The sequence below is a fragment of the Deinococcus hopiensis KR-140 genome (genome assembly GCF_900176165.1).
In the GTDB taxonomy this organism is placed as follows: domain Bacteria; phylum Deinococcota; class Deinococci; order Deinococcales; family Deinococcaceae; genus Deinococcus; species Deinococcus hopiensis.
The window spans coordinates 2,152,632-2,179,170 of record NZ_FWWU01000009.1 but is presented as its reverse complement, the minus strand read 5'-3'; the positions used below and the strand labels follow the sequence as shown (position 1 = coordinate 2,179,170).

General features: G+C 62.4%; 18 protein-coding genes. 9 read left to right on the top strand and 9 right to left on the bottom strand.

The features are described from left to right. Positions 1 to 100: 100 nt before the first annotated feature. Positions 101 to 1,126: a hypothetical protein gene (locus B9A95_RS24015; RefSeq protein ID WP_084049572.1), complete on the bottom strand. Its 1,026-nt coding sequence runs from the start codon at positions 1,124 to 1,126 to the stop codon at positions 101 to 103. A 448-nt stretch (positions 1,127 to 1,574) separates the two neighbouring features. Between B9A95_RS24015 and B9A95_RS24010 the strand changes: the two genes are divergently transcribed. Further along, positions 1,575 to 2,450 (top strand): hypothetical protein, encoded by an 876-nt coding sequence (locus tag B9A95_RS24010; protein WP_084049571.1) that lies wholly within the window; start codon positions 1,575 to 1,577, stop codon positions 2,448 to 2,450. Positions 2,451 to 2,958: 508 nt separating this feature from the next. On the opposite strand, the gene B9A95_RS24005 is transcribed toward B9A95_RS24010, so the two are convergent. Further along, entirely contained in the window at positions 2,959 to 3,663 is a 705-nt protein-coding gene (locus tag B9A95_RS24005) for a hypothetical protein (RefSeq protein WP_084049570.1), read from the bottom strand. A 267-nt stretch (positions 3,664 to 3,930) separates the two neighbouring features. On the opposite strand from B9A95_RS24005, the gene B9A95_RS24000 reads away from it, so the two are divergent. Together B9A95_RS24000 and B9A95_RS23995 are read left to right on the top strand one after the other, a co-directional pair. Next, on the top strand, positions 3,931 to 4,443 hold the full coding sequence (locus B9A95_RS24000) for a hypothetical protein (RefSeq protein ID WP_139806962.1): 513 nt from the start codon (positions 3,931 to 3,933) through the stop codon (positions 4,441 to 4,443). Positions 4,444 to 4,560: 117 nt separating this feature from the next. Further along, entirely contained in the window at positions 4,561 to 9,708 is a 5,148-nt protein-coding gene (locus B9A95_RS23995) for an AAA domain-containing protein (RefSeq protein WP_084049568.1), read from the top strand. A 327-nt stretch (positions 9,709 to 10,035) separates the two neighbouring features. Here the strand turns inward: B9A95_RS23995 and B9A95_RS34765 are convergent. Further along, positions 10,036 to 11,045, bottom strand: a protein-coding gene (locus B9A95_RS34765) for an IS630 family transposase (protein WP_425429966.1) whose coding sequence is annotated in 2 segments (ribosomal slippage) — positions 10,036 to 10,571 and positions 10,571 to 11,045 — 1,011 coding nt in all. Because the reading frame shifts where the segments join, the coding sequence is not laid out codon by codon here. Between the two features lie 112 nt (positions 11,046 to 11,157). Between B9A95_RS34765 and B9A95_RS37280 the strand changes: the two genes are divergently transcribed. Together B9A95_RS37280 and B9A95_RS32670 are read left to right on the top strand one after the other, a co-directional pair. Beyond that, a complete protein-coding gene (locus tag B9A95_RS37280) occupies positions 11,158 to 11,436 on the top strand; it encodes a ParB N-terminal domain-containing protein (RefSeq protein WP_084049567.1) in 279 nt (92 codons plus the stop codon). A gap of 23 nt (positions 11,437 to 11,459) precedes the next feature. Continuing rightward, positions 11,460 to 12,068, top strand: a complete 609-nt coding sequence (locus tag B9A95_RS32670) for a hypothetical protein (RefSeq protein WP_139806961.1) — start codon at positions 11,460 to 11,462, stop codon at positions 12,066 to 12,068. A gap of 45 nt (positions 12,069 to 12,113) precedes the next feature. On the opposite strand, the gene B9A95_RS23980 is transcribed toward B9A95_RS32670, so the two are convergent. After that, positions 12,114 to 12,920, bottom strand: coding sequence for a DUF2268 domain-containing putative Zn-dependent protease (locus B9A95_RS23980; RefSeq protein ID WP_084049566.1), 807 nt, complete (start codon positions 12,918 to 12,920; stop codon positions 12,114 to 12,116). A 242-nt stretch (positions 12,921 to 13,162) separates the two neighbouring features. After that, positions 13,163 to 13,822 carry a hypothetical protein gene (locus tag B9A95_RS23975; RefSeq protein WP_084049565.1) on the bottom strand — a complete coding sequence of 220 codons (660 nt, stop codon included), beginning with the start codon at positions 13,820 to 13,822 and terminating at the stop codon, positions 13,163 to 13,165. Positions 13,823 to 14,045: 223 nt separating this feature from the next. Between B9A95_RS23975 and B9A95_RS23970 the strand changes: the two genes are divergently transcribed. After that, positions 14,046 to 14,918, top strand: a complete 873-nt coding sequence (locus tag B9A95_RS23970) for a GIY-YIG nuclease family protein (RefSeq protein ID WP_084049564.1) — start codon at positions 14,046 to 14,048, stop codon at positions 14,916 to 14,918. Between the two features lie 1,366 nt (positions 14,919 to 16,284). Here B9A95_RS23970 and B9A95_RS23965 read toward each other — a convergent pair. Continuing rightward, positions 16,285 to 17,247 carry a nucleoside hydrolase gene (locus tag B9A95_RS23965; protein WP_084049563.1) on the bottom strand — a complete coding sequence of 321 codons (963 nt, stop codon included), beginning with the start codon at positions 17,245 to 17,247 and terminating at the stop codon, positions 16,285 to 16,287. Positions 17,248 to 17,373: 126 nt separating this feature from the next. Here B9A95_RS23965 and B9A95_RS23960 point away from each other — a divergent pair, with 126 nt between their 5' ends. After that, positions 17,374 to 18,273, top strand: coding sequence for an aldo/keto reductase (locus tag B9A95_RS23960; RefSeq protein ID WP_084049562.1), 900 nt, complete (start codon positions 17,374 to 17,376; stop codon positions 18,271 to 18,273). An 89-nt stretch (positions 18,274 to 18,362) separates the two neighbouring features. After that, the gene (locus tag B9A95_RS23955; protein ID WP_084050944.1) at positions 18,363 to 19,412 is read left to right on the top strand and encodes a type III polyketide synthase; all 1,050 of its coding nucleotides are present in this window, start codon (positions 18,363 to 18,365) and stop codon (positions 19,410 to 19,412) included. 157 nt (positions 19,413 to 19,569) lie between these two features. Here B9A95_RS23955 and B9A95_RS34760 read toward each other — a convergent pair whose 3' ends face one another. Beyond that, the gene (locus tag B9A95_RS34760) at positions 19,570 to 20,133 is read right to left on the bottom strand and encodes a hypothetical protein (RefSeq protein WP_084049561.1); all 564 of its coding nucleotides are present in this window, start codon (positions 20,131 to 20,133) and stop codon (positions 19,570 to 19,572) included. A 933-nt stretch (positions 20,134 to 21,066) separates the two neighbouring features. Beyond that, entirely contained in the window at positions 21,067 to 22,986 is a 1,920-nt protein-coding gene (locus B9A95_RS23945; protein ID WP_084049560.1) for a heavy metal translocating P-type ATPase, read from the bottom strand. A 267-nt stretch (positions 22,987 to 23,253) separates the two neighbouring features. Here B9A95_RS23945 and acnA point away from each other — a divergent pair, with 267 nt between their 5' ends. Next, positions 23,254 to 25,974, top strand: coding sequence for an aconitate hydratase AcnA (gene acnA, locus B9A95_RS23940; RefSeq protein WP_281255892.1), 2,721 nt, complete (start codon positions 23,254 to 23,256; stop codon positions 25,972 to 25,974). A 256-nt stretch (positions 25,975 to 26,230) separates the two neighbouring features. Here the strand turns inward: acnA and B9A95_RS23935 are convergent, their stop codons facing one another. Beyond that, on the bottom strand, positions 26,231 to 26,503 hold the full coding sequence (locus B9A95_RS23935) for a hypothetical protein (protein WP_084049559.1): 273 nt from the start codon (positions 26,501 to 26,503) through the stop codon (positions 26,231 to 26,233). Between the last annotated feature and the right edge of the window lie 36 nt (positions 26,504 to 26,539).

The window sequence follows — 26,539 nt, the reverse complement described above, 5'->3', positions numbered from 1 at the left end:
TGGTGTGCGGTCGGTACCCTGTGGCTTGGAGAACCAGCGGTTCGACGACCTGAAGGTCTTGAGGGGTTGTGCTTCCTGCTGCTCGCCCCGTGCTGCGCCGTTAGAGCGTGACCCGATGCGCCGAGTCGGGTACCGGGTCTCTTCCCCCAGGGTCGTGAGCACCCATCCAACTTGCTGGATGCTCGATCCAGGGCGGAGGCGATGCCGACCCGTTCACCTGCCCTGTCAAAGAAGCGAACATCAGTACGTCGGTGCCCACCACGCCTCTCTTCTCGTTCTGTTCGGCCTCTTTCAAGTCGGCCAGATCGAAAAGGCATTCGAGCTCGGCCGTCCAGTCGAAGTAGGCTTCGGGGTCAAGGGCGAAGAGGGCTGCCAGTGCGGCCTGCACGCCCAACCACAGGGGAGCGCGGTCGAAGAGCAGCGCGCGGAGTGTCAGCGCACCCATGGCTCCAGAGAGGGCACCGGCCGCCCCCAGATGGCTGTCGATGTGCTCACCGAAGTCCAGTCGCCACCGGGCGGCCTGCTGCCAGGCGAGTGCGGTGTTCACCTGGTGTGCGTGGTCGCTGACATAGAACTGCGCGAGGCTGCCGTCAAAGCGCGCTTGACCGGCAGATCTACCGCAACGGGTGATCTGTGCGTGGCCCTTGATTTGCAGTCCGGTGGCCTGGAGGCGGGGGTCGCGCGAACTGCGGTAGACCGTCTTTTCGGAGCACCCGGCCAGGTGAGCGAGCACCTGGCGCGTGGTCATGAACGCGCAGCTCGTCGTGCCGGGTGCCTGTCCGGTCAGCAGCGCGCCTACCAGGGCCACGCCGACCAGGAGCGCACGCGAGGACGCGGGCATTTCACCGCGCGTCGCGCCCCAGGCGCGCGCCTGCTCTACCAGGTCTTCCAGCGCCTGAATCGTGAGCGGCGGCCGAGGTTCAGGTGGAACCTCATACCACTCGCCCTCCAGGTCGTCGTAGGTCAACTCAACGTGCCCCAGGCGACGCAGTTCAGCATCGTGGGCGGCTTGCTGCGTGGAGGAGAGCGTTGCCAGGAGGGACGCGGCGGCCAGCATTTGCCGCTTGTCGCGGGTCTGGAAAGGACGATTGCGGTCAACGCCGCGCCGGACGGCGTCGCGGGACACAGCGCGGGCACCGGGGGGAAGGAACTGGGGTGGAATTGGCGGGTGGGAGCGAGTAGAAGACGTCATGGTTCAACCTGCCTGAGGTGGAATGGGAAGTGGAGCCTGAGCCCTCGGGGCCAGGGCTCGAGTATCCCTGTCAGGCTCTGGCCATTCACCCTGGTGGGAACGCCTCCGGCCCGCTGGTCTCTCATCAACAGTCACTCGGACGCTTGGAATACGGCTCAAGCTCGGCCCAGAGGCAAGGCAACGTATGTCCGGACTCCTATGTACACGCTCTGCTTTCAGCAGAGGCTTTCTCTTCTGTAGTTGGGACATCTTCTTTCCGCGTCTGGGAGCCTTTTTTGAGGTCAAGCGTTGTTCTCTATCCAATCGTGCGGTCAGGGGCAAATGGCGATGCGTTCTGGGAGGGTGGTCGCGCGGAGGGGGCGCAGATCAGACTGGTCGGGCCATGAAGACCAGTAAAGAGAAAGAAGCGCAATTTCTGGCCCGCCTTGCGGGTGGAGCGGCTGGCTGCATCGTCAGTGGGGGCACTAAGGCCACAGCTCTCCGGGAGCTGCTCCAGACCGGTCACACTTCCTCCCCCGAGGAAGTGCTCGACATCCTGCATATCTTCGAGCGGGCCACAGGTGGCGAGTTTGGGCTGGCCGCGCGTTCCGAGCGTGCAGCCAGGGAGGTTGAGCGCGTGGTTGGGGTCGCCTATGGCCTCGAGCCTGATGTCCTGGATCGTGTCACCCTCAGTACGGCTCCTTGGACGGTTGAGCGTGTGACTGAACACCTTGTGAGTTCACGCGAGTTGCAGGCCATCACCCAGGGTGCTGGAGTGAAGCGTGTGGAACGGGAGGCGTTCAGAGCAACGCTGCTGCGTGACTCGGGCGTTATGTACAAGTACGCGACGCAACGCACTCGGGACCAACTGGACCAGGCGGGGCAGGTCTTTCGGAATTTGACCTGGGCGTGTCACCCTCATCACTTAATTCTGCGAGACGCCAGCGTCAGCGCCCGTGACAGGGAACTCGCGGAGGCGCATCACCTCAGCCTCAATCTTCGTCTGGGTCTGGTTCTGCTGGGGTCACATCACCGTATAACGGCGGGAGAGCTGTGGGAGTGGGTCGCCGAGCGTCAGCCCGAGGTGTTGGTGTTGGCCGCGCAGCAGGTGCGTGTCTTGCGCGCGCTGGGTGAAGGCCGCCTGACCTGCTGCTGGCGCGTGAAGTATTTGCTGAAGGAGACCCTCGCCCTTTGTGGGGCCGTTCATCTCTCAATGGAATTGAGCGGCGAGTGTCACGCGTTGTTCGACCTGGCGATGGAGATTGAGCGAGCGGCCTGACGGGTAGAACGGTTGTGAGTGGAGCAGCTGTGAGGAGCAGCGGAGTGATGGCCGCCTGGTCTGAAGGAGAGCAAAGTGCTTTGCTCCGGACGGCTCTAGCTGCCTGGACTGCTTAAGGGGTGTATATCGTTCCATTCCCTTTCAAACCTGCACTTGGGTCTGGTGTTGTGCCGGCAGCCGCCAATGACGACGGGGGAGTTGTTCGGGTGCTGCCGGCCTGATCGTCTGACACTGATGCACCATGATGTGCGGATTGTGACAAGTCCCATCGTAGAGCGGATGCAACTTTGTGGCGCTGCAATGGGAGGGATAGGCAGATTGAGCGTGCAGTACATGTCGCTCCTGGCCGACATTGCCGGCGGAGAAATCAGCTCTCGAGCGGCACGCTCGAGAGCTGGGCGTCGATTTTGCGCAAGATGGAGAGTAGGTCTAAGCCACTGCACAAGAAGGGCGGCATGCGCCGCCCCTCGCTTTTGCTGCTGTGTGCGCAAGCGGTCTCTTCAGGCCGTTAAAGCGCGTTGATGACGTCGTCAAGACGTTGGACGTTCGGGTCGACCGTGCGAGCCGCAGTCAGGAAGTCTGCTTCTGCATGCGGCGTGCGGGAGCTCTGAAGCCAGGGCCACATGGCGGTGTGAAGCGCCGGGCTGTCATACAAGGGGTTGAGCGGCGCAGCCTGGGAGCGTACTGGGCCAAGCACGTTGCGAACAGCCGCCCACAATATGGCCCGCCGCAAGACGTCAAGTTCCACTGGGGCTGGGCAGACGTCCCCAACAGGCAGCAGGCCCAGGTGCGCCCCCACATTGATGGCGAGCAGGCCGTCGTACAGACGCTGGCGGGCGGGTGCCGCCTGGGCACGGCCGTAGCAGCCTGCGAGCAGGTAGTCTCGTATGAGCTGAAAGTGGACACCACAGGGCTGCCATAGGCTCATGGTGAAGAGCTGCAGCACCTGCAGGGGTTGGCCCGAACCCGCGTACAGCGCGGCGATCTCGAGGCGGGCCCGCTCAACAGGGTCAGGCTCGTGGGCGATGTTCAAGAGCATGCCTGAAGAGTCGGCAGCTGCCGGGTCGGTCTCTTCGAGGAGGTAGCCCATGCCCTGCAGCATGGCCTTGAAGGTCAGTATCAGCGTGCCGTCCGGGTTGAACAGCACGTCCGCAATGATGTCATGGAAGCTTGGCGATTCGGGGGTCGGCAGGAAATTGACAGTGGTCTGCATAGGGAGCCTCCGTGGGCCCGAGCCTGAGTGGCCCAGAGCCCCTAGAGGATTCCAGGCGTTCCGGAAATCTTCCCTCCCTGCCCACCGGGATTTACAAAGCGGTCTGGATGGTGTAGATGGGCGGAGATCCTGATCCTGAAGGGGCGGCCTAGGGCAGTGACCTTCGGTGCAGGCGTAGGACTCCTCGCCGGTTCGAGGGGCGCAGGCTGTCCTGGCCCGGCAAAGTGGCCGGGCTTCTAAGGCCACGCCGCTTACACTTCTGGCACCATGACACCTCGTATGTCCGACGCTTGGTATCACCTGCTCCGGTGCGTCCACTACCTCGGCTATCACACGGCAGACACCATGAGCTACACCTTTGACCGGGCTCGACTCTTCACGTTGGTGACCAGCAACGAAGCTGAAGTCAGAGAAATTGAGGGGCTCCTGAAGGAAAGCGGCAAGCCCAAGGCCCGTGATGCGGCCATCTGGGTGATAGAAGGCCGTGCGGAGGGCAACGCTACCGTATACCGTCTTCGGGAAGTCTTCCATCCCCGGGAGGTCACGCTCGCCCAGCCGGAGCACACGCCGGGCGCGAAAAAGAAGTTCGTCTACAGCCTGGATGGCAAGGGAGCTGGCAAGGATCTGGGGGAGTCCCTGGTCTTGAATGGACGGCCCTGGTTCAAGGCCTTTTTCGAAGAATCAGGGCGCTTCGGCTTTGGGCTTGACCACCTGAGGAACCCGGAGGTGAAGGAGCACTTTCTCGAACTGGTGCGCCCGTTCTACCAGGAATCGACGTGAACGGAGCCGTGGACGACGTGATAAGGCCGGTGAAGACGGCACCTGCCTGAGTTCTGTCAGTCGTGCTGTGGCAGATTACTCCGAAGAGTCCTCCCCGTTCATTCAAAAGGCATCGTCATGCATACCTCCCTCCAGCACGAGCAGATCCGGAACGTCTTTCAGTACCTCAAGGAGTTCACGGGTCTGAAGTACAAGCCCCAACGCACCGACCGTGGAGACGCCCTGATCTGGCTGCATACGCTGCCCGACGACAAGCGGATCGTGAACGCGGGCCGTCAACAGCCGGAGGAATTGGATGAAGACTGGCTGGTTATTCACAAGCCGCGCTTTGCGCCTGCACCGAAACGGCCTGATCTGCTAACGGGATGGGTGGACGGGCCGCTGGACCAGCCTGACCACCCACCCGTCATTCGCTCAGAGAGGCTTATGGAAAAGCCCGATCTGGAGGACAACGACGAGGAGGAAGCGGTGCAGGGGACGGTGCTTCTCAGGGAGCAACCTGAGGTGCTTCGAGCTTGGGCCGCCTATGAAGGCCTATGGTCGGCCTGGGCGGAGGGAGAGCGGCGCTCGCACGAAGTCCAGCGACACTATTCGCAGCTGTTCGACTTCCACCAGAAGCTCAGTGCCGAAAGCGAACGGTATGAGCTGCGCCTGGGGCTGGGGCATCTGACGTGGCGGGCAGCGGCAAGCGGCGAAGTGAGGCGTCACCTGCTGACGGCGCGCGCCTCGCTGGAGTTCGATCCACTCCAGGGCGTGCTGAGCGTCCGCGCGGCGGGGGATGGGGCAGGGACCACGCTTGAACAGGACATGCTGGACGCTGAGGACCGCGTTGGTCCTGCAGTCCAGCAAGCCATCCAGGCGGCGTTGAAGGAAGGCGGTGACGACCTGTGGAGCGGTCAGACCCTGCCGGCGCTGCTGGAGACGTGGGTGAATGCCGTGGGCGACCGGGGCCGGTACGAGAACGACCTGCGGCCCGTAGTTGGCTCGCCGGACCACCCGACGGTGCACTGGGCCCCCGCCCTGCTGCTGCGGCGAAGGGGCGAGAGGTCTCTTCTCGCCGCGTACGACAGCATCCTCACTCAGTTGGACACTGCCCCCGCACTTCCAGACAGCATGCGCCGCTTCCTGGGCGACCGTTCTCCTCAGGGCCAGCCAGCAGGACCGCCGAGTGCGGACAAGACCCTCTACTTTCCCAAAGCGGCCAACGAGGCGCAGCGGGACATCATTCGTCGGCTCCAGCGTGAACAGGGTGTCCTGGTTCAAGGTCCCCCCGGCACCGGCAAGTCGCACACCATCGTCAATCTCGTCAGTCACCTGCTCGCCACGGATCAGAAAGTGTTGGTGACCAGCCATACCGCGCGGGCGCTGAAAGTGCTGCGCGACCAGTTCCCCGCCGAACTTCAGGGGCTGTGCATCACCCACCTGCTCGGAGAGGAAGGCGCGCAGGCCGCCCTGCAGGGCAGCGTGGGCGAGCTTCTGTACCGGTTCACCAATCGTCACCCGGAGCAGGAAGATGCGCAGGAACAGCTGCTGTTCAGCCGTCTCGAACGGGCTCGCCAGCAGGAAGACCAGCTGCTGAACACCCTGCAGCAGATCCGTGAGGCGGAAACCGGCCACCTCACCCTCTTCGGCTACCAGGGGACAGCCCAGCAGATTGGAGCGCGCCTGCGCGCCGAGGAGGGTGAATTCGAATGGCTGAATGACCTGACCGACGCGCAGCGTGACGTGCCGCTCACGAATGCGGAAGCCGTAAAGCTTCTCAGCCTGCTGCGTGACGTAAGTCCCGAAGAAATCTTCTCTTTGAATCTCGCGCGCCCTGATCCAGAAGACCTGGCCCGGCCGGAAGACTTTCTGCGCTTCGTGCAGGCCGAGGAACGGGCCGCGCGACACGCCGCGTCTCAAGGGGAGGCCCGGGCGAGCAGCGCCTATCCAGCGCTGGAACGTGCCACCTCAGAGGCCCGCCGACTTGTAACGCAGCGCGTTGAAGCTTTGTTGGCGGCCGCTGAGACGGAACGCGGCCGCCCTGCGTCCTGGGTGCCTGGGGCGGTGGAAGCCCTGCTCAAGGAGCAGGGGGGACGCTGGCAGGAAATCGCCCGGCAGAGTGGGGACGCGTTGCCCACGCTGCTGGAACGCGTTGAACAGCTTGAGCAGCCTGTAAGCGGATTGGACGGACGGGACCGCCTTGCCGTGGAGGGAGACGCAAAGGTGCTGCTCGAGCACCTGACGGGCGGTGGCAACTGGGGGAACTTGCTGTTCAAGCCGGCTGCGGTGAAGACGCGGCAGTACCTGCGCACAGACGTGAAGGTGAACGGCCGCGCGGCGGATGCGCCCGATGCGCTGCGCGCCTTGCTGGAGCACTTCAGTCTCTCGGCGCGCCTGGACCAGATTCGGGCGCTCTGGGCCAGTCAGGGCGTGACGGTCAGCGGCCCGCTGCGACTGCAGGTCACTGAGCTCGAAGAGCACCGCCAGACCCTTGCCCGGGTGCTGAAGCTACGCGCCCTGCTGGAAGAGGCGCAACGGGCTGTGCGGGCAATCTCTGGCCTGCCGCAACCGCAATGGTGGGAACCGCAGGCGTTGCGAGACCTGATCGCAGCTGCGAATGCGGCAGAAGCGGCTGAGGACGTTCGGATCAGCCGTGACGCCTTAGACGCGCTGCTGCCCCGCTTGCACGCGCTGAAGGCGGGAGGCCGGCCACATGACGTGACGGTCGAGTTGATCCGGGCCATTGAGGGGCGGGACGCGGATGCATATGGGCGCGCTTACCTGCAGGTGCAGCACTTGGTGAACCGGATGAAGTTGGCATCCTTGCAAAGCGAGCTGATGTCGCGTCTCCACCGGGCTGCGCCCGCCCTGGCCCATGAATTGAAGATCACCTTCGCGGAATCTTTCTGGGATGCCCGCCTGGCGTCCTTTGAAGCTGCGTGGAACTGGGTCCGGGCGGACCTTCGCCTCACCGAGCTGGCCAACCCGGATACCGAAGTGGAGGTGCGCGAGCAGCTGGCAACTGCTCGGCAGGAGCAGAACCAGATGCTCGGGGAGCTCGCGGCGATCAAAGCGTGGCGGAACACGCTGAACCGCATGACGGCGAACGAGCAGGCCGCGCTGGTGTTGTGGCAGCAGGCCGTCCGCAGAATAGGTAAGGGAACCGGGAAGCAGGCTGGCAAGTGGCGGCAGGTGGCGCAAGACGCGCTGAGCAAGGCCCGGAGCGCCATTCCCGCGTGGATCATGCCGATTCACCTCGTCGCTGAAAATTTCGCGATCAGCCCCGGCATGTTCGACGTTGTGATCGTAGATGAAGCGTCGCAGGCGGGTCCAGAGGCGCTGTTCCTGACGTTCATCGCCAAGAAGATCGTCATTGTCGGTGACGACAAGCAGATTGAACCCGACGGAGTCGGTATCTCCATCGCTCAGGTAAACGCCTTGGAGCAGCAGTACCTGAAGGGGGTTGCAGGGGCTGCGGTCATTGCGGACCCTAAGGCAAGCCTGTTCGGATTCGGGGGTTACGCTTATCCAGGGCGTCTTAGCCTGCGCGAGCACTTCCGCTGCATGCCGGAGATCATCAAGTTCTCTAGCGATCTCAGTTACGCGGACACGCCGCTGATCGCCTTGCGTCAATTTGGCTCGGACCGCCTTCCGCCCCTGATGCCCTGCAAGGTGGAGGGTGGGTACACCCTACCCAAGGGAGACAAAGTCAATCCAGTCGAGGCGCGTGCCATCGTTGATCAAATCAAAGAGTGCCTGGCTGATCCGAAGTACGCGGGGAAGTCCTTCGGGGTGATCAGCCTCCTCGGTAGCACCCAGGCTGTGGAGATCTCGCGCCTGCTGCGCGCTGAGATCGGCGAAGCCGAAATCGTGGACCGCAAGTTGACCTGCGGCGACGCCTACACCTTTCAGGGAACGGAGCGCGACGTCATCTTCCTGAGCATGGTCGCCAGTCCAAGCGAGGGTGGGCGAGAGATGAAAGTCGGGCGGGACAGCCCCACCTTTCAGTCGCGGTACAACGTGGCGGTCAGCCGTGCCCGTGATCAGCTGTGGCTCTACCACAGCGTGGACGTGAAGGGCCTGCACCCAGAGGACCTGCGGGCCTCGCTGATTCAGCATATGCACAACCCGGAAGTGCCGAGTCTGCAGCCTCTCAAGAACGCTGAGGTCGACACGCTGCGTGAATTGGCCAGGCGACCGGGTAGGGCTAACAGTCCTCGTCCTGCTCCATTCGACAGCTGGTTCGAGGTCGACGTGTACTTGGATTTGGTGAACCGCGGTTACCGTGTGGTGCCGCAGTACAAGCTCGCTGGATACAGCATTGATCTGGTCGTGGAAGGTTTGCGCGGCCGACTGGCTGTGGAGTGCGACGGCGACTACTGGCATGGGCCCGATCAATACCGAAAGGACCTGGCGCGGCAGCAGACGCTGGAGCGAGTCGGAATGGAGTTCTGGCGGGTTCGAGGGAGCACGTATGCGCGCGACCCTGAAGCGGCTCTGCAGGACCTGTGGCAAACCCTTTCGCGTCGAGGCGTCTTTCCCGACGGCGACCCACGCAACTTTCAGGTCAGCCAAGACGCTTCTGCAACGCCACCGGGGAAGTCCCCATCCAACAGCCAAAGCACGGCTCAGCAAGGCGTCTCCTCAGCCATCCCAGCGGTTCAGGATGCAGGGCAGCAAGACACCACTCAGGTTCTTCCTCCGGTATCGTCGTCGACCACTTCTGTATCAGATACGTCAGCGCAGCCTGCCACGAATGTATTCCTGCAGCCGTACGTGCGTTGGACACAACGCCCTCTCCCAGATCCGCGCACCCTGAGCAACTTGGATCCAGTCGCCGAAGGCTTGCAGGCCATCGTAGAAGTCGAGGGGCCAATGACGGCGCGGCAGGCGTATCAGCTGTACTGCCAGGCTGCGGGCGTGCGCTTCGGGCAGACCACCAAGAGCTTGCTGAATAAAGCCACGACCCGCGCCCTGAAGGCAGGGCACCTGCTCGCCGCTGACGAATGGGGGACACCTGGTGTCCTGGACAAGGTCATCCGGGTCCCCGACAGCCCCGCCGTGAGGTTGCGGGAAGCAGGCCCCCGCAAGCTCAGCGACGTTCCACCGTCTGAGCTTGCGGCGCTCATGGCGCAATTGGTTCGCTTGGAACCTGGACTTGGCAAGAAAGAGCCCGAAGAACTCTACCGCGGCGTGTTAGCCACCTTCGGTGCGCAGCGCCTTACGGAGAATGCTCGAGAGGTCTTGGATCGAGCTCATGTTCTCTACCAACAGCCTGGATAGTTGGGATCTACGGGATAAGTGGCTGGAGCACGACAATGCTCCAGCTACTTGTAGATCATCATGTATCGCAGTGCCCGGCGAGCCGTGCGCCTTGACTCGGGAAGGTATGCGGAGGGAAGGCAGCGCAGACGACATCCACAGCGCCAAGAGGCTTCATCGACCTCTCGTACGAGCGAGGTGACCGCCAGAGGATGCCGTGCGGCAAGAGGTACGTCGCTTCCCTGCGGGGCGATAGGAGACGACCACAGCTGAACGGCTTATCTGGAGTGCACTCGGCCTATGCCTTACACCCTTCACGAACGCCTCTCTATTGATCTCGGCTGAAGTTTAGGACGGAAGGTAGCTGTGGAGGAGGCGAGCGGGGAGTCGGACATACCGGACGCGCGCCCATCCGACCTTGAGGCGCGCCTTCAATTCCTTCAGTGTCTGTGCACAGAAGTTCCCCAGGACGTTGCGCTTGACATAGGCCCACACCAGTTCAATGGGATTGAGTTCCGGAGCGTACGGCGGGAGATATTGCAGAGACAGCCGTGCTTCACCTGTTGCGAAGGCCGTGACGGCCTTCGATTTGTGGATGCCGGCGTTGTCGAGGACGACCACGACCTCTCCTGGGACATGCGTCAACACGTGCTGCAGGAAGCGAATCACGTCCGGACTCTTGAACGCGCCGTGTTGCGTGTGTTGCAGGAACTGGCCGGCAGTGGTGAGTGCACCGATAGTCGACACCTTGTCCCAGCTGGCTTTGCCGAATACGACGGGCGTGCGGCCCCGCAGCGCCCAGGTATGCTTCACCGTGCCTTTCAGGCTGAACCCCACCTCATCCAGGAAGACCAGGGTCGCTCCCGCCGTTACTTTTTTTTGATCTCGGGCAGGACGGTCTGAATCCAGGTGGCCACCGCTTCCGGATTCTGTTCCAGCGCGCGTTGATCGGGCTTCTGGCGGGAGAAGCCCAACTGGTGCAGGATTCTCCGAACGTGGTCGCGATGATGCCAGATGTCGAAGTGACGACCGATGACCTCCCGGACGCGCGGGGTCGTCCAGCTCGCGTCGGGGAAGCCATGCACCTGTGCGCCTTCGTTGAGCAGTCGCTTCAGGGTCTCTCGCTGCTCTCCGGAGAGTGCTGGCACTCTCCCCGTGGTGATGGTGGCCTGCAGTGCACCTGGACCCTGGTGCCGCAGGAGGTGCCTCCAGGTGCGCAGAGTACTCATGGAGACACCCAGAAGCTCCGCGAGTTCCTTGCTGCTGTATTGCCCAGTTTCGAGCAGCTTGAGGAAGTGCAGTCGACGTTCTTCAAGTTGAGCTCGCGTCAGGCGCGAGGGCAGCCAACGGTCCGTCATTCACCCATTCTAACGTCCGCAACTTCAGCCGGGATCAATAACAGTAGTGAGGTCTTCCGCCGATCGGATATGGTGGCAGGGACTGATCGCTTCAGAAAGGCCCACCGACCCCATGACGCATAACGTTCCCTGCCGAGATCTTCGCCCTACCCATGGCCAGACCATGAGTAAAAGGCAGTTGGATCGCCTGCTTAAAGACATTGAGCAACATGGGGTTCGTGAGCCGGTCAAGTACGTAGTTGACTCCCAGGGGCATAAGTGCATAGTCGATGGACATCACCGGTGGATAGTCGCGCGGAAGTTGGGTCTGCCTGAGATACCAGCGCAAGAGGTCCAACTTCCTATTGGCGGTTACAAAGATGAGAAAGACCTTGAGTACTATGGTGAATAACCCTTGCTTAGAGGAGGTGTAAAATGGCAACTTGGCAGGTCGACCTGAAGATTGCACCCGCACACAAAGTAGGGCGCTTTCTTGAAAGTGTGTCTCGCTATCGTGATGCTGATGAAGCCTTTGAGAGCTTAATATCATGGGATCAATATGTTGATAAAGGCTTTCATCGGAAGCCTTTTAGGTATACCAGCGGTCTATATAAAGAAGACCGTAATAAAAATGATAGAGAGATTCTAAATAGTAAGAGATTTTTGCAGCAATTATCTAATACTCTTGAAGGAATCCTCCCACAGGAAAAGCACTGGGACGAGAATGCCATTATGTGGGGTTCTTATGATGGCGATCGTGTTGAGGTCCTTTTGGAAAAGGGACATGTAGCTGAAATAACTATCCGATTTGATCTACGAAAATTTTCTGAACTTAAAGATCAAGGCAATGATAAAAAATTTATATACGTAATGATTGAATTTGTTCAATCTCAGCATGCCATATTCGTAGACCATAAGGCTCTTATTCCTCCTCTCTTTGAAAGCCTGTTCGATCATATATCTAACTCTTCTGCTCATATGTTTGTTAAGGAGCCAGAATTATATTTTGAAGGGCTTAATAAATACTTTTCGCATCGGGATTGAGGCATCCTTCTGCTTGACAACATTGTGGGCGGCGTTCCCTTAAACTTAGAGGGTTGACGGTATGGCTGAGTTCAGGGGGAGGTAGGCCTTCCACACTTCCACGGGATCCATATCTATCAACGTCGTCAAGTCAAATACCTTACCGTCGATTAGCGATGTGACGATGTGATATCCCGCAGCGTAATGCTTGTGCATCTCTAGGAAAGATTTTAGGGCTGCGTCTTTGGGGTCATTAAGCTTCTTAGGATCGTCGTGCCGTTCGTGCCTGAAGTCGTGCAACTGTACGAGGTCTTCCGGGACTGCTAAGTCGCTTGCACCACTCTTTACGTCGGCGGGCGACATGTTCTCCCGCACGAAGGCCTCCGCTACCCCCTCCTCAATGGCTAGGCGTAATAGGTACAGGTCCAAGGCGTCATGCGCCGCTGTCTCCGCAGGGGGGCTGTACAGAACGTGCAGCAACTCGTGCGTCAAGACCGCTTCTAGGCGGCGGGCATTGAAGGTCTCAATCCCAACTAGGATTGCTGGGTACTGTCGGTTGCCACGCAAGTCGCCCCGTATTTCTAATGTCGGGTCGTCCAGGGATGTCACCTGGTACAGCAGGATGTCTAACTCGAGCACATCAGATGAGAAAGGGTATTTGATCTGAATGTTCGACACAGTGCGCCTTACCTGCTCCTTAACTGCTGTGATGTCTTCAGACAGGGTCCATTCTGCACTGCGCTTAGATGGATGCGATACTAAGTCCAGTAACTTCTCCTCCCAACGATTGAAAGGGTTGAACTCGTGCCTGTCGTGCTGTGCACTTAGCACCCTCACACTCACACCATGAGAACTTTGCATAAATTTATTCATGTCATCTCCTTTTCAGCGTCCAAAGAGTGAAATATCTACCCTCGGATATGTGTATAACATAACATTTCATGTCATGAGAATGGTGTGAAAATGCGTCGCAGACGGAGAAAACAAGGATTCAAAGTACTCAGGTGAGAATCCAAGAGGGTCTGGATTGTCGCAGCAGGGCACGTTGGGAACTCGTCAGCCATTCTGGGGAGACCGGAGGTAAAGAGATGCTCCTGCGTGATCACTACGTGTGCTCAAGCATTGCCCGCCTTCAGAAGGTCTCGTGCCAGAAGGTGCAGGCCGCTGTGTAGATCCATCATGTCTTCGAGCCCGACACCGGCGTCACGAAATTCTTTCAGGAGATACGTGCAACGCTGCGTATAGGCGCGCATCAGCACTCCGGGCGACCCATCGTCGAGCTTCTCGCGCTTGCTCTTGCCGTACAGATGCTCGATGGCTTTCCCGCCGTAGGTGGGCATGTAAAAAGGGAAGCGGGTCGGATCAGCCACGTACAACAGGTAGGAGGCGACTGTGGTTCGCGCTCCGAGCCCGTTGAAGGCCTTGCTGTTCCTGGGCTTCAAGCGGTCAAGCGCTGGGTCGAGGATGACCCAGAACGTGTCGACCTGCTCGGCACGCAGCGGTGATGTCCAGAGCGCCTCAAGCGCCGCGCGGAACTCCGTCGGAGCGACCGCCGCAAGTTCGTTGAGCGGGTCCTGGAGTTGCCAGCCGAGCAGATCGAGGGCACCGCCGCCAAGCACGTCCACACGTTCCTGAAGCGTTCCGTCGAGAAAAGCCTGCAGGTGCGTGCGCACCTTGGGCACGCCGCGTGACTTGTAAGCACGTTCATGCTTTCGGATGTCGTCCAATCGCGTCTTGAGGTAGTCGGCAGTGGCGTAGAACTTTTCGCGGTCCATGGTCCGTCTCAGTGTGCCGCAAAGGTTGGCTGCAAGCCGACCCACTCTAGGCCAGAGCTCTTGAAGCGCCGTGGCCCAACGTCATTCGCAGAGATAGATAGTGCGTCCTGCGTAAGCAGGGGCTATAGCGGGCCGTTCCATACACCGCACATATCCTTGGTGCCGGAAGAGGGGGGATTATCCATAGCGGCCTTGAGCCTGTGCCTTCAGCTACGATAAGGCAATGAATCCTGGCGAGGTATACATCTTAATCAATCCAGCCATGCCGGATATGGTCAAAATTGGAAAGACCACACGCAATGTGAATGACCGAGTTCGGGAACTGTCGGCAGCCACGGGGGTGCCACAAAAATTCATCTTGGTCTACCATCGACGCTTTGATGACGTTGATCAGGCGGAGGCGGCCATTCATGCCGCACTGCAGGCGAGGGGGGTTCGAGCATCTCCAAACCGTGAGTTCTTTCTGATCTCACCCACCGATGCTATCAATCAGTTGCTCACCATTTCGACGCTGGATGTCACTCCATCGGTAGAGCAGGCAGGCAATGTGTCAGCAGACGTACGTGAAATGGCGGCGTTACTAATCGACGAAGGTGAGGACCACCTATATGGTGCGGGAGGTAAAATTGCCGACCCATATAAAGCTGCGGCCTGCTTTGAGAAAGCTATGAACTTGGGCAGCGCTTTAGCTACAGCCAAATTGGGAGCACTGTACTGTGACGAGGATAGCCCCATAGCTAATCGTAGAAAGGGGGAACAACTCCTCCTAGACGCAGCGAATCGTGGCGTTCCAGAGGCCCTAAGCTCATTGGCTAATTTCTATGACTATCAGGAGAGAAGTGAGGATTCCAAGTCAATGTGGGTGCGCCTCCTCACTGAATGCACCAATGAACCTCCCAGGGAAATGGCAAGCTATTGCATTCCATTAGTGATTCGGTTGTATCACGAATACCGAGATCCAGAGCTCATTGATCTGCTCCGTCCGTACCGCGATCAACTGGTGAATCTTTGGGAAGCTTTTGTGCATAGAAGTCGTAATGAGCCAGAAAAGCAATCCCGATTCGTCAATCAGTTGCAGATGATTTCAAGATGGTAGGGATACAGAGCGAAGCGGGAGATATACTGTCTCACGAGTAGCTGGCGTAAAATGATTTAACTCTGCACAATAAATTGTGTTGACATGACTCTTTTAGATCTGAGAATTAGTTACGATTAAGTAAGAAGCATCTAAATGGCACTCATGCATCAAGCTTGATTAGTACGCCTTCAGCAAGCAGCAGAGAGTGCAGTACTTTCGCCGATGTACCCGCCTCCTTGGCCGCCGCGCTGAACAGGGGAAAGTCAAGGCTAAGATCCCAAAATGTGAGTAGGTTCACTTTGCTGTTCCACCGATATCATCTGGTTCACTCCAAGTCAGCGTGAGGAGCTGCCGCAACTCGTTGGGTCAACGTACAGGAGGCCTATTTGGTCTTCGTCACCAACTCTGTCACCAGCGCTTGGGGCGCAGCTCTTCAGTCCTTGAGAGACTGTTGCTCACGCTCGAATAGTTCCGGTCCCACACCGGAACTATTCGAGCGCAGCCTGTCACCAGCCCGTCACCAATCCGTCACCAAAGCCCCTCAAAAAGTTAGGTGTAAGGGGGGGAGGAGGGTTGAGGCCAGAGAAAAGATCCTATCCAGAACGGGGAATATTTTCGCGCTGGGACGCTCTTTTTAATTTGCAAGCGGAGGGTCAAGAGTTCGAATCTCTTAGCCTCCACCAGAAAAGACCGCGCGTCAAGCGCGGTTTTTCTATTGATCCGTCGGCCTACTGGTCCGTCGGCTTGGGGTTCGTCCCTTCAGGCTCAAGCCCACCAAACTGAAAGCGCGCTAGGTGGGCATTCAAACAGCTTCCAAACTGACCTCACCGTGCGCCCGCCGTGCCTCCAAGGCGCCGCCGGCCCACCTGATCTACTTCGTGGAGGGCATGGACAGCGCAAACTGCGGGCGGAAGGTGGAGCGCATGATGGCGTTGATGCCCGGGGCGATGGAGGCGCAGACCAGCTGTGTTCGGCAGATCCTGGACCTGAGTCTGGACGAGGCCGCGGCGCCGCGCGGTACTGGAGGGCAACCCCAAGCCACTGGGCAATGGTCCCTCGCCGCGAGTGGGAGCCGGCGAAGGTCAGGTCACGGCGCTCCACGTGCACAATGCCGGAGCGGCGCACATTCGCGTTGCTACCCCGGCCCAGCTTCGGCGGCCCTGATACACCACGGGGCAGGGCCGGCTCGCCGTGTCCTCGGGCGTGCTTCTGGCCGGCGCGTGGCTGTTCCGGCTTGGCAGCGCCCCGATTTTCCACACCTGGGTTCCTGGCCGCCACAGGGCTGGGCGTCTGGCCTTTTGGGCGTCTGGCCTTTGCCCCAAAAGGCCCTCGCCAGCGCCCGCCTGCGCGCGGTAGACCACGCCCAGGAATGAAAGGGCGGCCGCTAGGGCAGCCGTCCCAGGCGTTCCGTCAGCAGCTCGAAAAAGGCCACGTCGTCCACGCCCACGGCCACCGAGACGTTTGCCGCCTCGCCGGTCACCCCGTACAGATCGCACACGGTGCGTCCGAAGTTCAGACCCTCTTGCGTCTCGACAGCCACGCGCATGGGCTTCATTTCGCACAGCTCCGGGCGCAGGACGGCGGCCATCGCGAGGGGATCGTGCAGCGCGCCGCCGGTCAGGCCGTATCTCTCACGGTACATCCCAGCGTAGAAGCTCAGCAGCTCGGCGCAGACTGCGCCCACACGGTTCCCCAGGCCGTGCAGGCGCTCCACCCGGTCCGGTGTGGCGAGGGCCTGCATCGTCACGTTCAGGCCGAACATCCGCACGGCCGCGCCCGACTCCAGCACGATCCGGGCGGCGTGTGGATCGGCCAGCGCGTTGAACTCGGCGGCGGGGGTGCGGTTGCCCTGCCCGGTACTTCCGCCCATCCACACCACCTCGCGCGTGAGGGCGGGCAACTCCGGCGCGAGGCGAAAGGCCAGCGCCACGTTCGTGAGGGGTCCCGTCGCCACCAACGTCACCTCGCCGGGCCGCTCACGTAGGGTACGGACGATGAAGTGGGCGGCGTGTTCGGCTTCCACCGTTCCGCGCGGCTCAGGGAGGTCACGGGCAGGCAAGCCGGTCTCGCCGTGAACCCTCGTGGCCGTAATCGCCTCGGTCAGCAGGGGCCGGTCCGCGCCCGCGTACATGGGCACGTCCTTTCCCGCCAGCGCCAGCACCACGCCCGCGTTGCGGGTGGTGAGGTCCAGGCCCACGTTGCCGTGAACGGTGGTCAGCGCGAGCACGGCGAGGTCTTCCGGACTGGCGAGCGCCAGCAGCCACGCCACGGCGTCGTCAAGGCCGGGGTCGCCATCCAGAATCACGGGGAGAGGAAGGCCAGGGCGCGCGGAGGTCATGGGGAGCATTGTGTCCCGGCGGGCACCGCTGAAGTGGTGAACGCGGGCTTTAGGCTGGGCCTACACCCGGCCCCACCGCGCCTGCCATCATGCGTCGGCTGAGCTTTTTCGTCTTCTCAGTTCAGGAGGATTTTCATGACCCAGAACTCAGGCAACGCGGCCCAGAGCGGCATCTTCAACATCGGCGGGGACCTTACCGTGAATCGCCTCGGTTTCGGCGCCATGCGCGTGACGGGCGAGGGCGTGTGGGGCGATCCCGCCGACCGGCAGGAGGCCCTGGCCACCCTGCGCCGTTTGCCGGACCTCGGCGTCCGGCTCATCGACACCGCCGACTCCTACGGTCCCGCGGTCAGCGAGGAGCTCATCCGCGAAGCCCTGCACCCCTTTGACAGCGTGGTAATCGCCACCAAGGCAGGACTGACGCGCACGGGGCCGAACGTCTGGATTCCCTGCGGACGGCCCGAGTACCTCAAGCAGCAGGCGCACCTCTCGCGTCGCCGCCTCGGTGTGGAGCGAATCGACCTGTGGCAGCTGCACCGCATTGACCCCCAGGTGCCCCGCGACGAACAGTTTGGCGCGGTCCGCGAGCTGATGGACGAGGGCGTGATCCGCCACGCGGGTCTCAGCGAGGTGAGTGTGGAGGAGATCGAGGCCGCCCGCCGCGTCTTTCCCGTTGCCACCGTACAGAACCTCTACAACCTGACGAACCGCAAGTCCGAAGACGTGCTGGAGTACTGCGGGCGCGAGGGGATCGGCTTTCTGCCCTGGTATCCGCTGGCGGCGGGACGGCTGGCGCGCGAGGGCAGCGTACTGACCGAGGTGGCCGCGCGCCTGGGGGCCACGCCGTCGCAGGTGGCGCTCGCCTGGGTCCTCAAGCGCAGCCCCGTCATGCTGCCCATTCCGGGCACGGGCAAGGTCAAGCACCTGGAGGAAAACGTTGCGGCAGCGGCCCTGACGCTGACCGATGAGGACTTCGCCCGTCTGGACGAGGTGGGCCGTGAGGAGTGGCGGCAGAGCCAAGCGGCGCGGGACTGACCTCTTCCTCGGAGCTGAATAAAGACTCTCTCCGTCCAGACCGTACCCTGGAGCACGGCGCGCCGGACCAGGGACGGCAGAATGCCTCCATGACCCTGCCCGTCCTGCGCGCCCTCGTTACGGGGAACCCGCCCCACCGCATTCCCCAAACGGAGGTGCGGGAGGCGGCCCGCGCCTTGTTTCCCCGCATGGCTGCCCGCGCGCACATGCTCGACGTGTTCGGTAACGCCCAGATCGAGACCCGTTCGGTGGCCCGCCCCCTGGAGTGGTACGCCGAGCCGCACGGCTTCGGCGAGAAAAACGAAGTCTTCGTGCAGGAGGCCCGCGCCCTCACCCTGCGCCTGGCCCGTGAGGCGCTTCAGCGGGCCGAACTCGCCCCAGGGGACGTGGACGCCGTGATCGCCGTGAACACCAGCGGGATCAGTGCCCCCAGCCTCGACGCTTACCTGATCGAGGAGCTTGGCCTCAACCGCCACGCCCTGCGTCTGCCGCTCTGGGGTTTGGGTTGCGCGGGCGGCGCGGCCGGCCTCGCGCGGGCGGCGGACCTCGTGCGGGCAGGCCACCGCCGGGTACTGTACGTGGCCGTCGAGATGTGTAGCCTGACCCTGATCCAGGGCGACGAGTCCAAGAGCAACTTTGTGGGCACCGCCCTCTTCTCCGACGGCGGCGCGGCCCTCGTCGTGACGGCCCCCGACGTACCCGGCCCACCACCCCTGCTCACCCTGCACGGCGGCTACTCCACCCTCATCGAGGACAGTGGGGACATCATGGGTTGGGACGTGGTGGACGACGGCCTTAAGGTGCGCTTTTCCCGCGACATTCCCACGCTGGTGCGCTCCATGATGGCGGAAAACGTCGCCGAAGCCTTCAGCACCCACGGCTGGCAGCGTGAGGACGTAGGAACGTTTGTGGTCCATCCTGGCGGCGTGAAGGTCCTCACCGCTTACGAAGAAGCCCTGGGCCTGTGCCCGTGTGCCCTCAATCCCAGCCGTGAGGTGCTGCGCAATCACGGCAACATGAGCAGCGTGACCGTGCTGTTCGTGCTGGAGGAAGTGTTGAGGAAGGGGCCGAAGGGCAAGGGTCTTCTGAGCGCGATGGGTCCGGGCTTCAGCGCAGAACACGTGCTGCTGGAATTCTGAGGTTGGCCCTGGCGCAGCGGAAGTTCAAGGGGTCCTTGCTCTGTAGATCCAATATCCATAGCGCCGTCTGGCGCCGTACGGCGTAGGGGCGGCAAGACGAACGAAGGGGGCGGGCGTACCCGCCCCCGGTAGACTTCCGCTGGGCTGCGCCGCGCGCTCAGTAGTACAGGATGTCCCAGTGGTTGGCCCAGTATTCGTCGGCATAAATGTTGCCCGCAGCGCTCTGATAGCGCGGGGCCCCGTCGCCCCGGTCGCTGATCCGGGTAAAGCTGTTCCGAATGTAGTCTCCGATGCAGGTGTACTTGCTGATATCCAGCTTATAGCCGTTCCAGTGGCTGTACGTTCCGCTCGAATGTCCAGTTTCGGTCCCGCCCGTGATGTTGATCGCGCAACCCGAGGCCCGCTTCAACGTGAGAATGCCGTCGGTGGTGCCTGAGTTGACCTGTTCGAGGGAAGTGCAGCTGCTGTTGTACCGGTCGCTGCAGTTCCCACTCGAGGAAATGGTGATGCCAGCAGCCTTCACCCGCGCCCGCGCATCCGCATCCGAGAGCTTGACGCCACTGAGGGCCTGGAGCGGCACTTCTTCCGGAGTCTGCGCGTCGAGGACAGTCCCTCCCTGCGGCCCCTGAAACGTGGGGGCTGGCGACGTGGCGCCGCACCCGGAGAGGATCAGGATGGCTGTAATCGGCAATGCGAACATCTGAACGGTGAATCTACTCATCGGGCAAAACTCCTCGGCGCAGCTCGGAATCTGGAGGAGAGCTGTGGCTGCGTGCGCATAACCTACCCACCCAGGTGTGATGGATCTGTGCCTACCGTGTGGCCTTCATGGAGGAGCCTCGAGGAAACCCACTGCTTGGGCTGTGGGATAAATGGAGTCTCGGCGCCGCAGACGGCGGTGGCCTGTCGCCCGCTCCAGCCTTCTGGCACGCTGAAGTTTTGGGCGTGCGGGTTTTGGCGTATGGAGGAGAATGGCGCCGTGAGGGGTGCCATTCTCCCCCTACGCATTCAAGTTCGGTCAAAAAGCAGTCCGCACGTCGGCACATGCTCTAAAACTCAAGCTGTGGACGGTCAACCGGGGCGAGGCGTACCAGTGGACCCGCGGCACACGCGTCAGGGGTGGCGCAAGTGCAGGCATACGGAGAAGGGCAACCGACTCCGGCAGGACGGCTTGAAGTGCCGCGCCTGCGGGTACGGGGCCCACCCGGATGAGAATGCCCGCGCGTAACACCCCCTACCGTGGCGCACGGTTGCTGGGCCGACACGTCCAAGACCACGGCGGGCCTGACACTCCCGGCAGTGGCAAGCCCGTCCCCATTTGCCGTGAATTCGGAGACGCGCACGCGTCGGACCTTGAAGCCCAAGCACGTTCGGGTGATCGGCAGGCGCGCCGCGCGGCCTCCTGGCGTTCCTCGTGGGAGTCCCACGTATGGTTCCGCGGAAGGATCTCAAAAGAGCGGTTCCCAAAGGCCCAAAGCGCCCGTTCGGGCTGCGCCGTAGGTGGTAAGGACACCCCTCACGGCTCCGTTTGCGGCTTTGTCAGCTCAGCCACTGTGCCCGCTCAGCCACTTGGAGCCGCGCTGACCCGGCACCATGCCGCGTCCCGGTGAAGGGTTGGGGCCCGGTAAAATCTGGCAACGGCGATTTGATCAAACTACAGCCGCCGCCTCAGCAGCCTCAGCCCCATAAACACCACCAGCACTGTGCCCCCCTCGTGCGCCAGCACGCCCAGCGGCAAGGGCACCCGCCCCGCCACGGCGAGCGGCGCCACGATCAGGACGATCCCAAACGCGAAGCAGAGGTTGAGCGCCACCGTCCGCCGCGCTTCCCGGGCCAGCCGCACCGCTCCCGCAAGCTTGCCCAGATCGTTTTGCATCAGCACCACGTCCGCGCTCTCGACGGCCACGTCCGTTCCACTCGCCACCGCCACCCCCAGGTCTGCCCGGGCGAGGGCGGGCGCGTCGTTTACTCCGTCGCCCACCATCGCCACGGGTCCAGGCAGTTCGCCGATCAGCCGCAGTTTGTCCTCCGGCAGCAACTCGGCGTGCGTCTCGGTCACACCGACTTCGCGGGCCACCGCCACCGCCACTTCCCGGCGGTCTCCCGTCAGCATGACGAGGTGCTCCACACCGCTTGTCCGCAGCTCGGCCACGGCTTCCCGGATGCCGGGACGCAGGGCATCGGCCACCCCAAGCACACCCAAGACGCGCCGCCCCACGCCCACGACCACGCTGCTGCTGCCCCGTTTGGCGAGCTCTGCAAGGGCGGTGGACTGGGTCTGACCCAGCGCCGCACCCTGCTGTTCCGCCAGCCGCTCATTGCCCGCCCACACGGACTCTCCCGCCACCGTCCACGCCGTGATGCCCAGTCCAGGGAGGGCCTGCGCTGCCCTCAGGGCCAGGGGAAAGACCCCCCGTTCCCGCGCCGCCGCCACCACCGCCCGTGCGATGGGGTGCTCACTGTGCGCCTCCAGCCCAGCAGCAAGGGCCAGCGCCGTCCGCTCATCCGCCGCCACGATGCCCGTCAAGGTCATCTTCGCCTGGGTCAACGTGCCCGTCTTGTCGAAGGCCACGGTCCGTACCCCCGCCAGGGCGTCCAGCGCCGCGCTGCTCTTGAACAGCACGCCCGAGCGGGCGGCGGCGGCCATCGCGCTCAGCATCACGGCGGGGGTGGAGATCACCACGGCGCAGGGGCTCGCCACCACCATAAAGGAGATGGCGCGGTACCAGGCGTCTTGTGCGCCCAGCCCGAAGGCCGAGTGCAGCAGCAGGTAGACGGCGGGAACCAGGAACAGCACCAGCGTGGCGTAGGGGCTTTCCCAGCGCTCCCCCAGCGCTTCTGCACGGCTCTTCTGCGTCTGGGCCTGTTCCATCAGGGTGACGAGGCGCGCCAGCGTACTTTCCCCGGCGGGCCGCAACACCTCGGCCTCCACGCTGCCGTTGAGGTTCACCGTGCCGCTCGCCAGTTCCGCGCCTGGGGCCTTGTCCACCGGCACGCTCTCGCCCGTGATGGGCGACTCGTCCACGCTCGTCTGCCCGGATACGATGCGGGCGTCGGCGGGGATACGCTCGCCGGGCTTCAAGACCAGCACATCGCCGATCCGAATGTCGTTCAGCCCGCACCAGCGCGCCACGCCGCCCCGGCGTACCGTCACCCCCTCGGGATTGAGGTTCATCAGCGCCTGCACCGCGCTCTTGGTTCGCCCCAGCGCCCAGCCCTGCAGCGTGTTCGAGAGGCTGAACAAAAAGAGCAGCGCCCCCCCGTCCGCTGCCTGACCAATGCTCGCCGCCGCCAGCGCCGCGAGGACCATCAGCAGGTCCACATCCAGCTTGCGCTCGTGCAGCAGCGTCTCTACCGCTTCTCTGGCAGCCGGGATGCCGCCCGCCAGGTACGCGAGTCCGTACCCCACCCATCCCAGTGCCTGGAGGCCGAGGAGACGTTGTCCCGCCAATCCCAGCAGCAGCCCGGCCAGCGTGAGGGCGGTCAGCAGTATCGCCTGACGCAGCTGTGGGTCCGCCTGAAAGCGGGGCGACGCGGGCGCTTCGCGGCCGGGGGAGGTGAGGGGAACAGTCATGAATTCTCCAGGGGAACGGACCGGGGAAGAGGACAGGCTTTACCACCCCTTGATAGGAATGGTTCTCAATAAGCCAGTCTATCCCTCTCCGCTCGACAACTCAACGCCGGACTGGGCGGGTGCCCAGGAAGAGAGGTATGTGTTGTCCCTAAAGTTGTAACAGCGTTCCTCGGGCGGGAACGGGTGCGTGCAGCACGGCGCGGCTATGATGGATGGCATTGCGCTTGCGGACGCCAACTTTGGCCGCAGGCCAGGAGGATAAGGAACATGGCGATGAATCTGTTCGGCGCACGCGACGTGCTGACCACCCAGGGCGACCAGAAGCTTTACTACTACAACCTGAACAAGCTTCAGGTGGACGGCGCGGATGTGGCACGCTTGCCCTTCTCGGTGAAGGTGCTGCTCGAAAGCGTGCTGCGTGAGGCCAACGACTACGACGTGCGTCAGGAAGACGTGCGCGCCGTGGCGAACTGGAAACCCGTCAACGGGGAAATCGAGATTCCCTTCAAGCCCGCCCGCGTGATCTTGCAGGACTTCACGGGTGTGCCCGCCGTCGTGGACCTCGCGGCCATGCGCTCGGCGATGGTGTCGCTCGGCGGAGACCCCGCCAAGATCAACCCGCTGATTCCCGTGGACCTCGTGATCGACCACTCGGTGCAGGTGGACGAGTTCGGCACTGAGTTGGCCCTCCAGCACAACATGGAGCTGGAATTCGAGCGCAATATGGAGCGTTACGAGTTCCTGCGCTGGGGCCAGCAGGCCTTCGATAATTTTGGCGTGGTGCCGCCCGCTTCCGGCATCATCCACCAGGTGAACCTCGAGTACCTCGCCAAGGGGGTGCAGAGCCGTCCAGAAGATGATGGCGTCGTCGTGTACCCCGACTCGCTCGTGGGCACAGACTCGCACACCACCATGATCAACGGACTTGGCATCGTGGGCTGGGGCGTCGGCGGCATTGAGGCCGAGGCCGTCATGCTCGGCCAGCCCATCTACATGCTGATGCCCGAGGTCATCGGCTTCAAGATCACGGGCGCGATGCCCGAGGGCGCGACGGCCACCGACCTCGCGCTCCGCATCACCCAGATGCTGCGCGAGAAGGGCGTGGTGGGCAAGTTCGTGGAGTTCTACGGCGCCGGTCTGTCCAACATGACCCTGCCCGACCGCGCCACCATCGCCAACATGGCTCCCGAATACGGCGCGACGATGGGCTTTTTCCCGGTGGACGACGAGGCGTTGCGCTATCTGCGCCGCACGGGCCGCCTGGAAGACGAAATCGAGCTGGTGGCCTCGTACTACAAGGCGCAGGGGATGTTCCGCACCGATGAGACGCCCGATCCGGTCTTCACGGACCATATCGAGCTGGACCTCGGCACCATCGTCCCCAGCCTCGCCGGCCCCAAGCGCCCCCAGGACCGTGTGGACCTCAGCGCCATGCACACTGTGTTCAACGAGGCCCTGACGGCTCCCGTCAAGCAGCGCGGCTTCGAGCTGCCGGCCGAAAAACTGGACGCCAAGGGCACCATCGGCGGCACCGAGATTCAAATCGGGCACGGCGCGGTGACGCTGGCGTCCATCACCTCCTGCACCAACACGAGTAACCCCAGCGTGCTGATCGCGGCAGGCCTCGTTGCCAAGAAGGCTGTGGAGCGTGGCCTGAAGCCCAAGCCCTGGGTCAAGACCAGCCTCGCGCCCGGCTCGCGCGTGGTAACCGAGTACCTGGAAAACGCTGGGCTGCAGACCTACCTCGATCAGGTCGGCTTCAACACCGTGGGCTACGGCTGCATGACCTGCATCGGCAACTCGGGTCCCCTGCCCGAGCCCACCGTGCAGGCCATCGAGGAAGGCAGCCTCGTGGTGGCGTCCGTCCTGTCGGGCAACCGCAACTTCGAGGGCCGCGTCAACCCGCACATCAAGGCGAACTACCTCGCCTCGCCGCCCCTGGTGGTGGCCTACGCGCTGGCGGGCACTGTCGTGAACGACATCGTCAACGACCCCATTGCTACCGGCGCGGACGGCCAACCTGTGTACCTGCGCGACCTGTGGCCCAGCAACGCTGAAATTCAGGACATCATGGACCGGGCGATCACCGCCGAGATGTTCAAGCGCGTGTACGACGGCATCGAGAAGAGCAACGGGCAGTGGAACGCGATTCCCGTCGCCGAGGGTGCCCTCTACAACTGGAACGACCAGTCCACCTACATTCAGAACCCGCCCTTCTTCGAGAACCTGGCAGGCGGCCCCAGCGAGATCACGAGCATTCAGGGCGCGCGCGTGCTGGTGAAGGTGGGCGATTCGGTGACCACCGACCACATCAGCCCCGCCGGATCGTTCAAGTCGGACACCCCTGCGGGCAAGTACCTGCTGGAGCGGGGTATCGCGCCGAAGGACTTCAACTCCTACGGCTCGCGCCGGGGCAACGACCGCATCATGACGCGCGGCACCTTTGCCAACATCCGCCTCAAGAACCAACTGGCGCCCGGCACCGAGGGCGGCTTTACCACCGACTTCACCACGGGCGACGTGACCACCATCTTTGACGCGGCCCAGAATTACAAGGCGCAGAATATCCCGCTCCTCGTGTTTGCGGGCAAAGACTACGGCATGGGCTCGAGCCGCGACTGGGCTGCCAAAGGCACCTTCCTGCTGGGCGTGAAGGCCGTCATTGCCGAAAGTTTTGAGCGCATCCACCGCTCCAACCTCGTGGGCATGGGTGTGCTGCCCCTGCAATACAAGAACGGCGAGACGGCGGACAGCCTCGGGATTCAGGGCGACGAATCCTTTGACCTGATCCTCCCCAACGACCTCAAGCCCCGCCAGGACGTAACCCTGCGCGTAATAGGCAAAGACGGGCAGGGGCGTGAAGTGACGCTGCAATGCCGCATCGACACCCCTGTCGAGATCGACTACTACAAGAACGGTGGCATCCTCCAGACCGTGCTGCGTGGCATTCTGGAGCGGAGCAGGACGGAAGCGGGCGCTCAAGCGTAAGTCCGCTTCCCCAAGCCCCTGTCAAGTGGAAATCCCCAGCCTTTCTGGTGGGGATTTCCCACGTTGCAACGAAAAAAGCAGTGGCGCAAGCCACTGCTCTCTCGTGTTGGAAAAGGATTTTATAAGGATTGCGGTGAATCCACGGTGAAATAAAGGGCCACCCCAAGCGGATGTGCAGCGCGGCGCAGCAGAGCGGGCAGGAAAAGCGGTGACGCAGAGGCGTGGAGTCACCGGAGCGGACGGTCCGGAAACCGTATTACTTGCCGCGCACGCGCTCGGCGGCCAGGCCGATAGGCAGTCCCAGTCCATGCAGCAGCAGGGTAAAGACCACCAGGGCGTGCATGGACAGCAGGCCGAACAGGGCGTAGCCCGGCTCGCTCACGTAACCGCCTGCACCCACCAGTTGAAACAAAATCACCACCAGCAACACCTTGGAGCGGCGCTCGGGAAAACGCAGGTAAGCGTAGACGCCCGCCAACATGCTGAACACCAGCGGCAGAGCGAGTGCATTGAGCATTTCTTGACCCATATCTCATTTTCGCAGGCTGCCCCGGAAAACGACAAG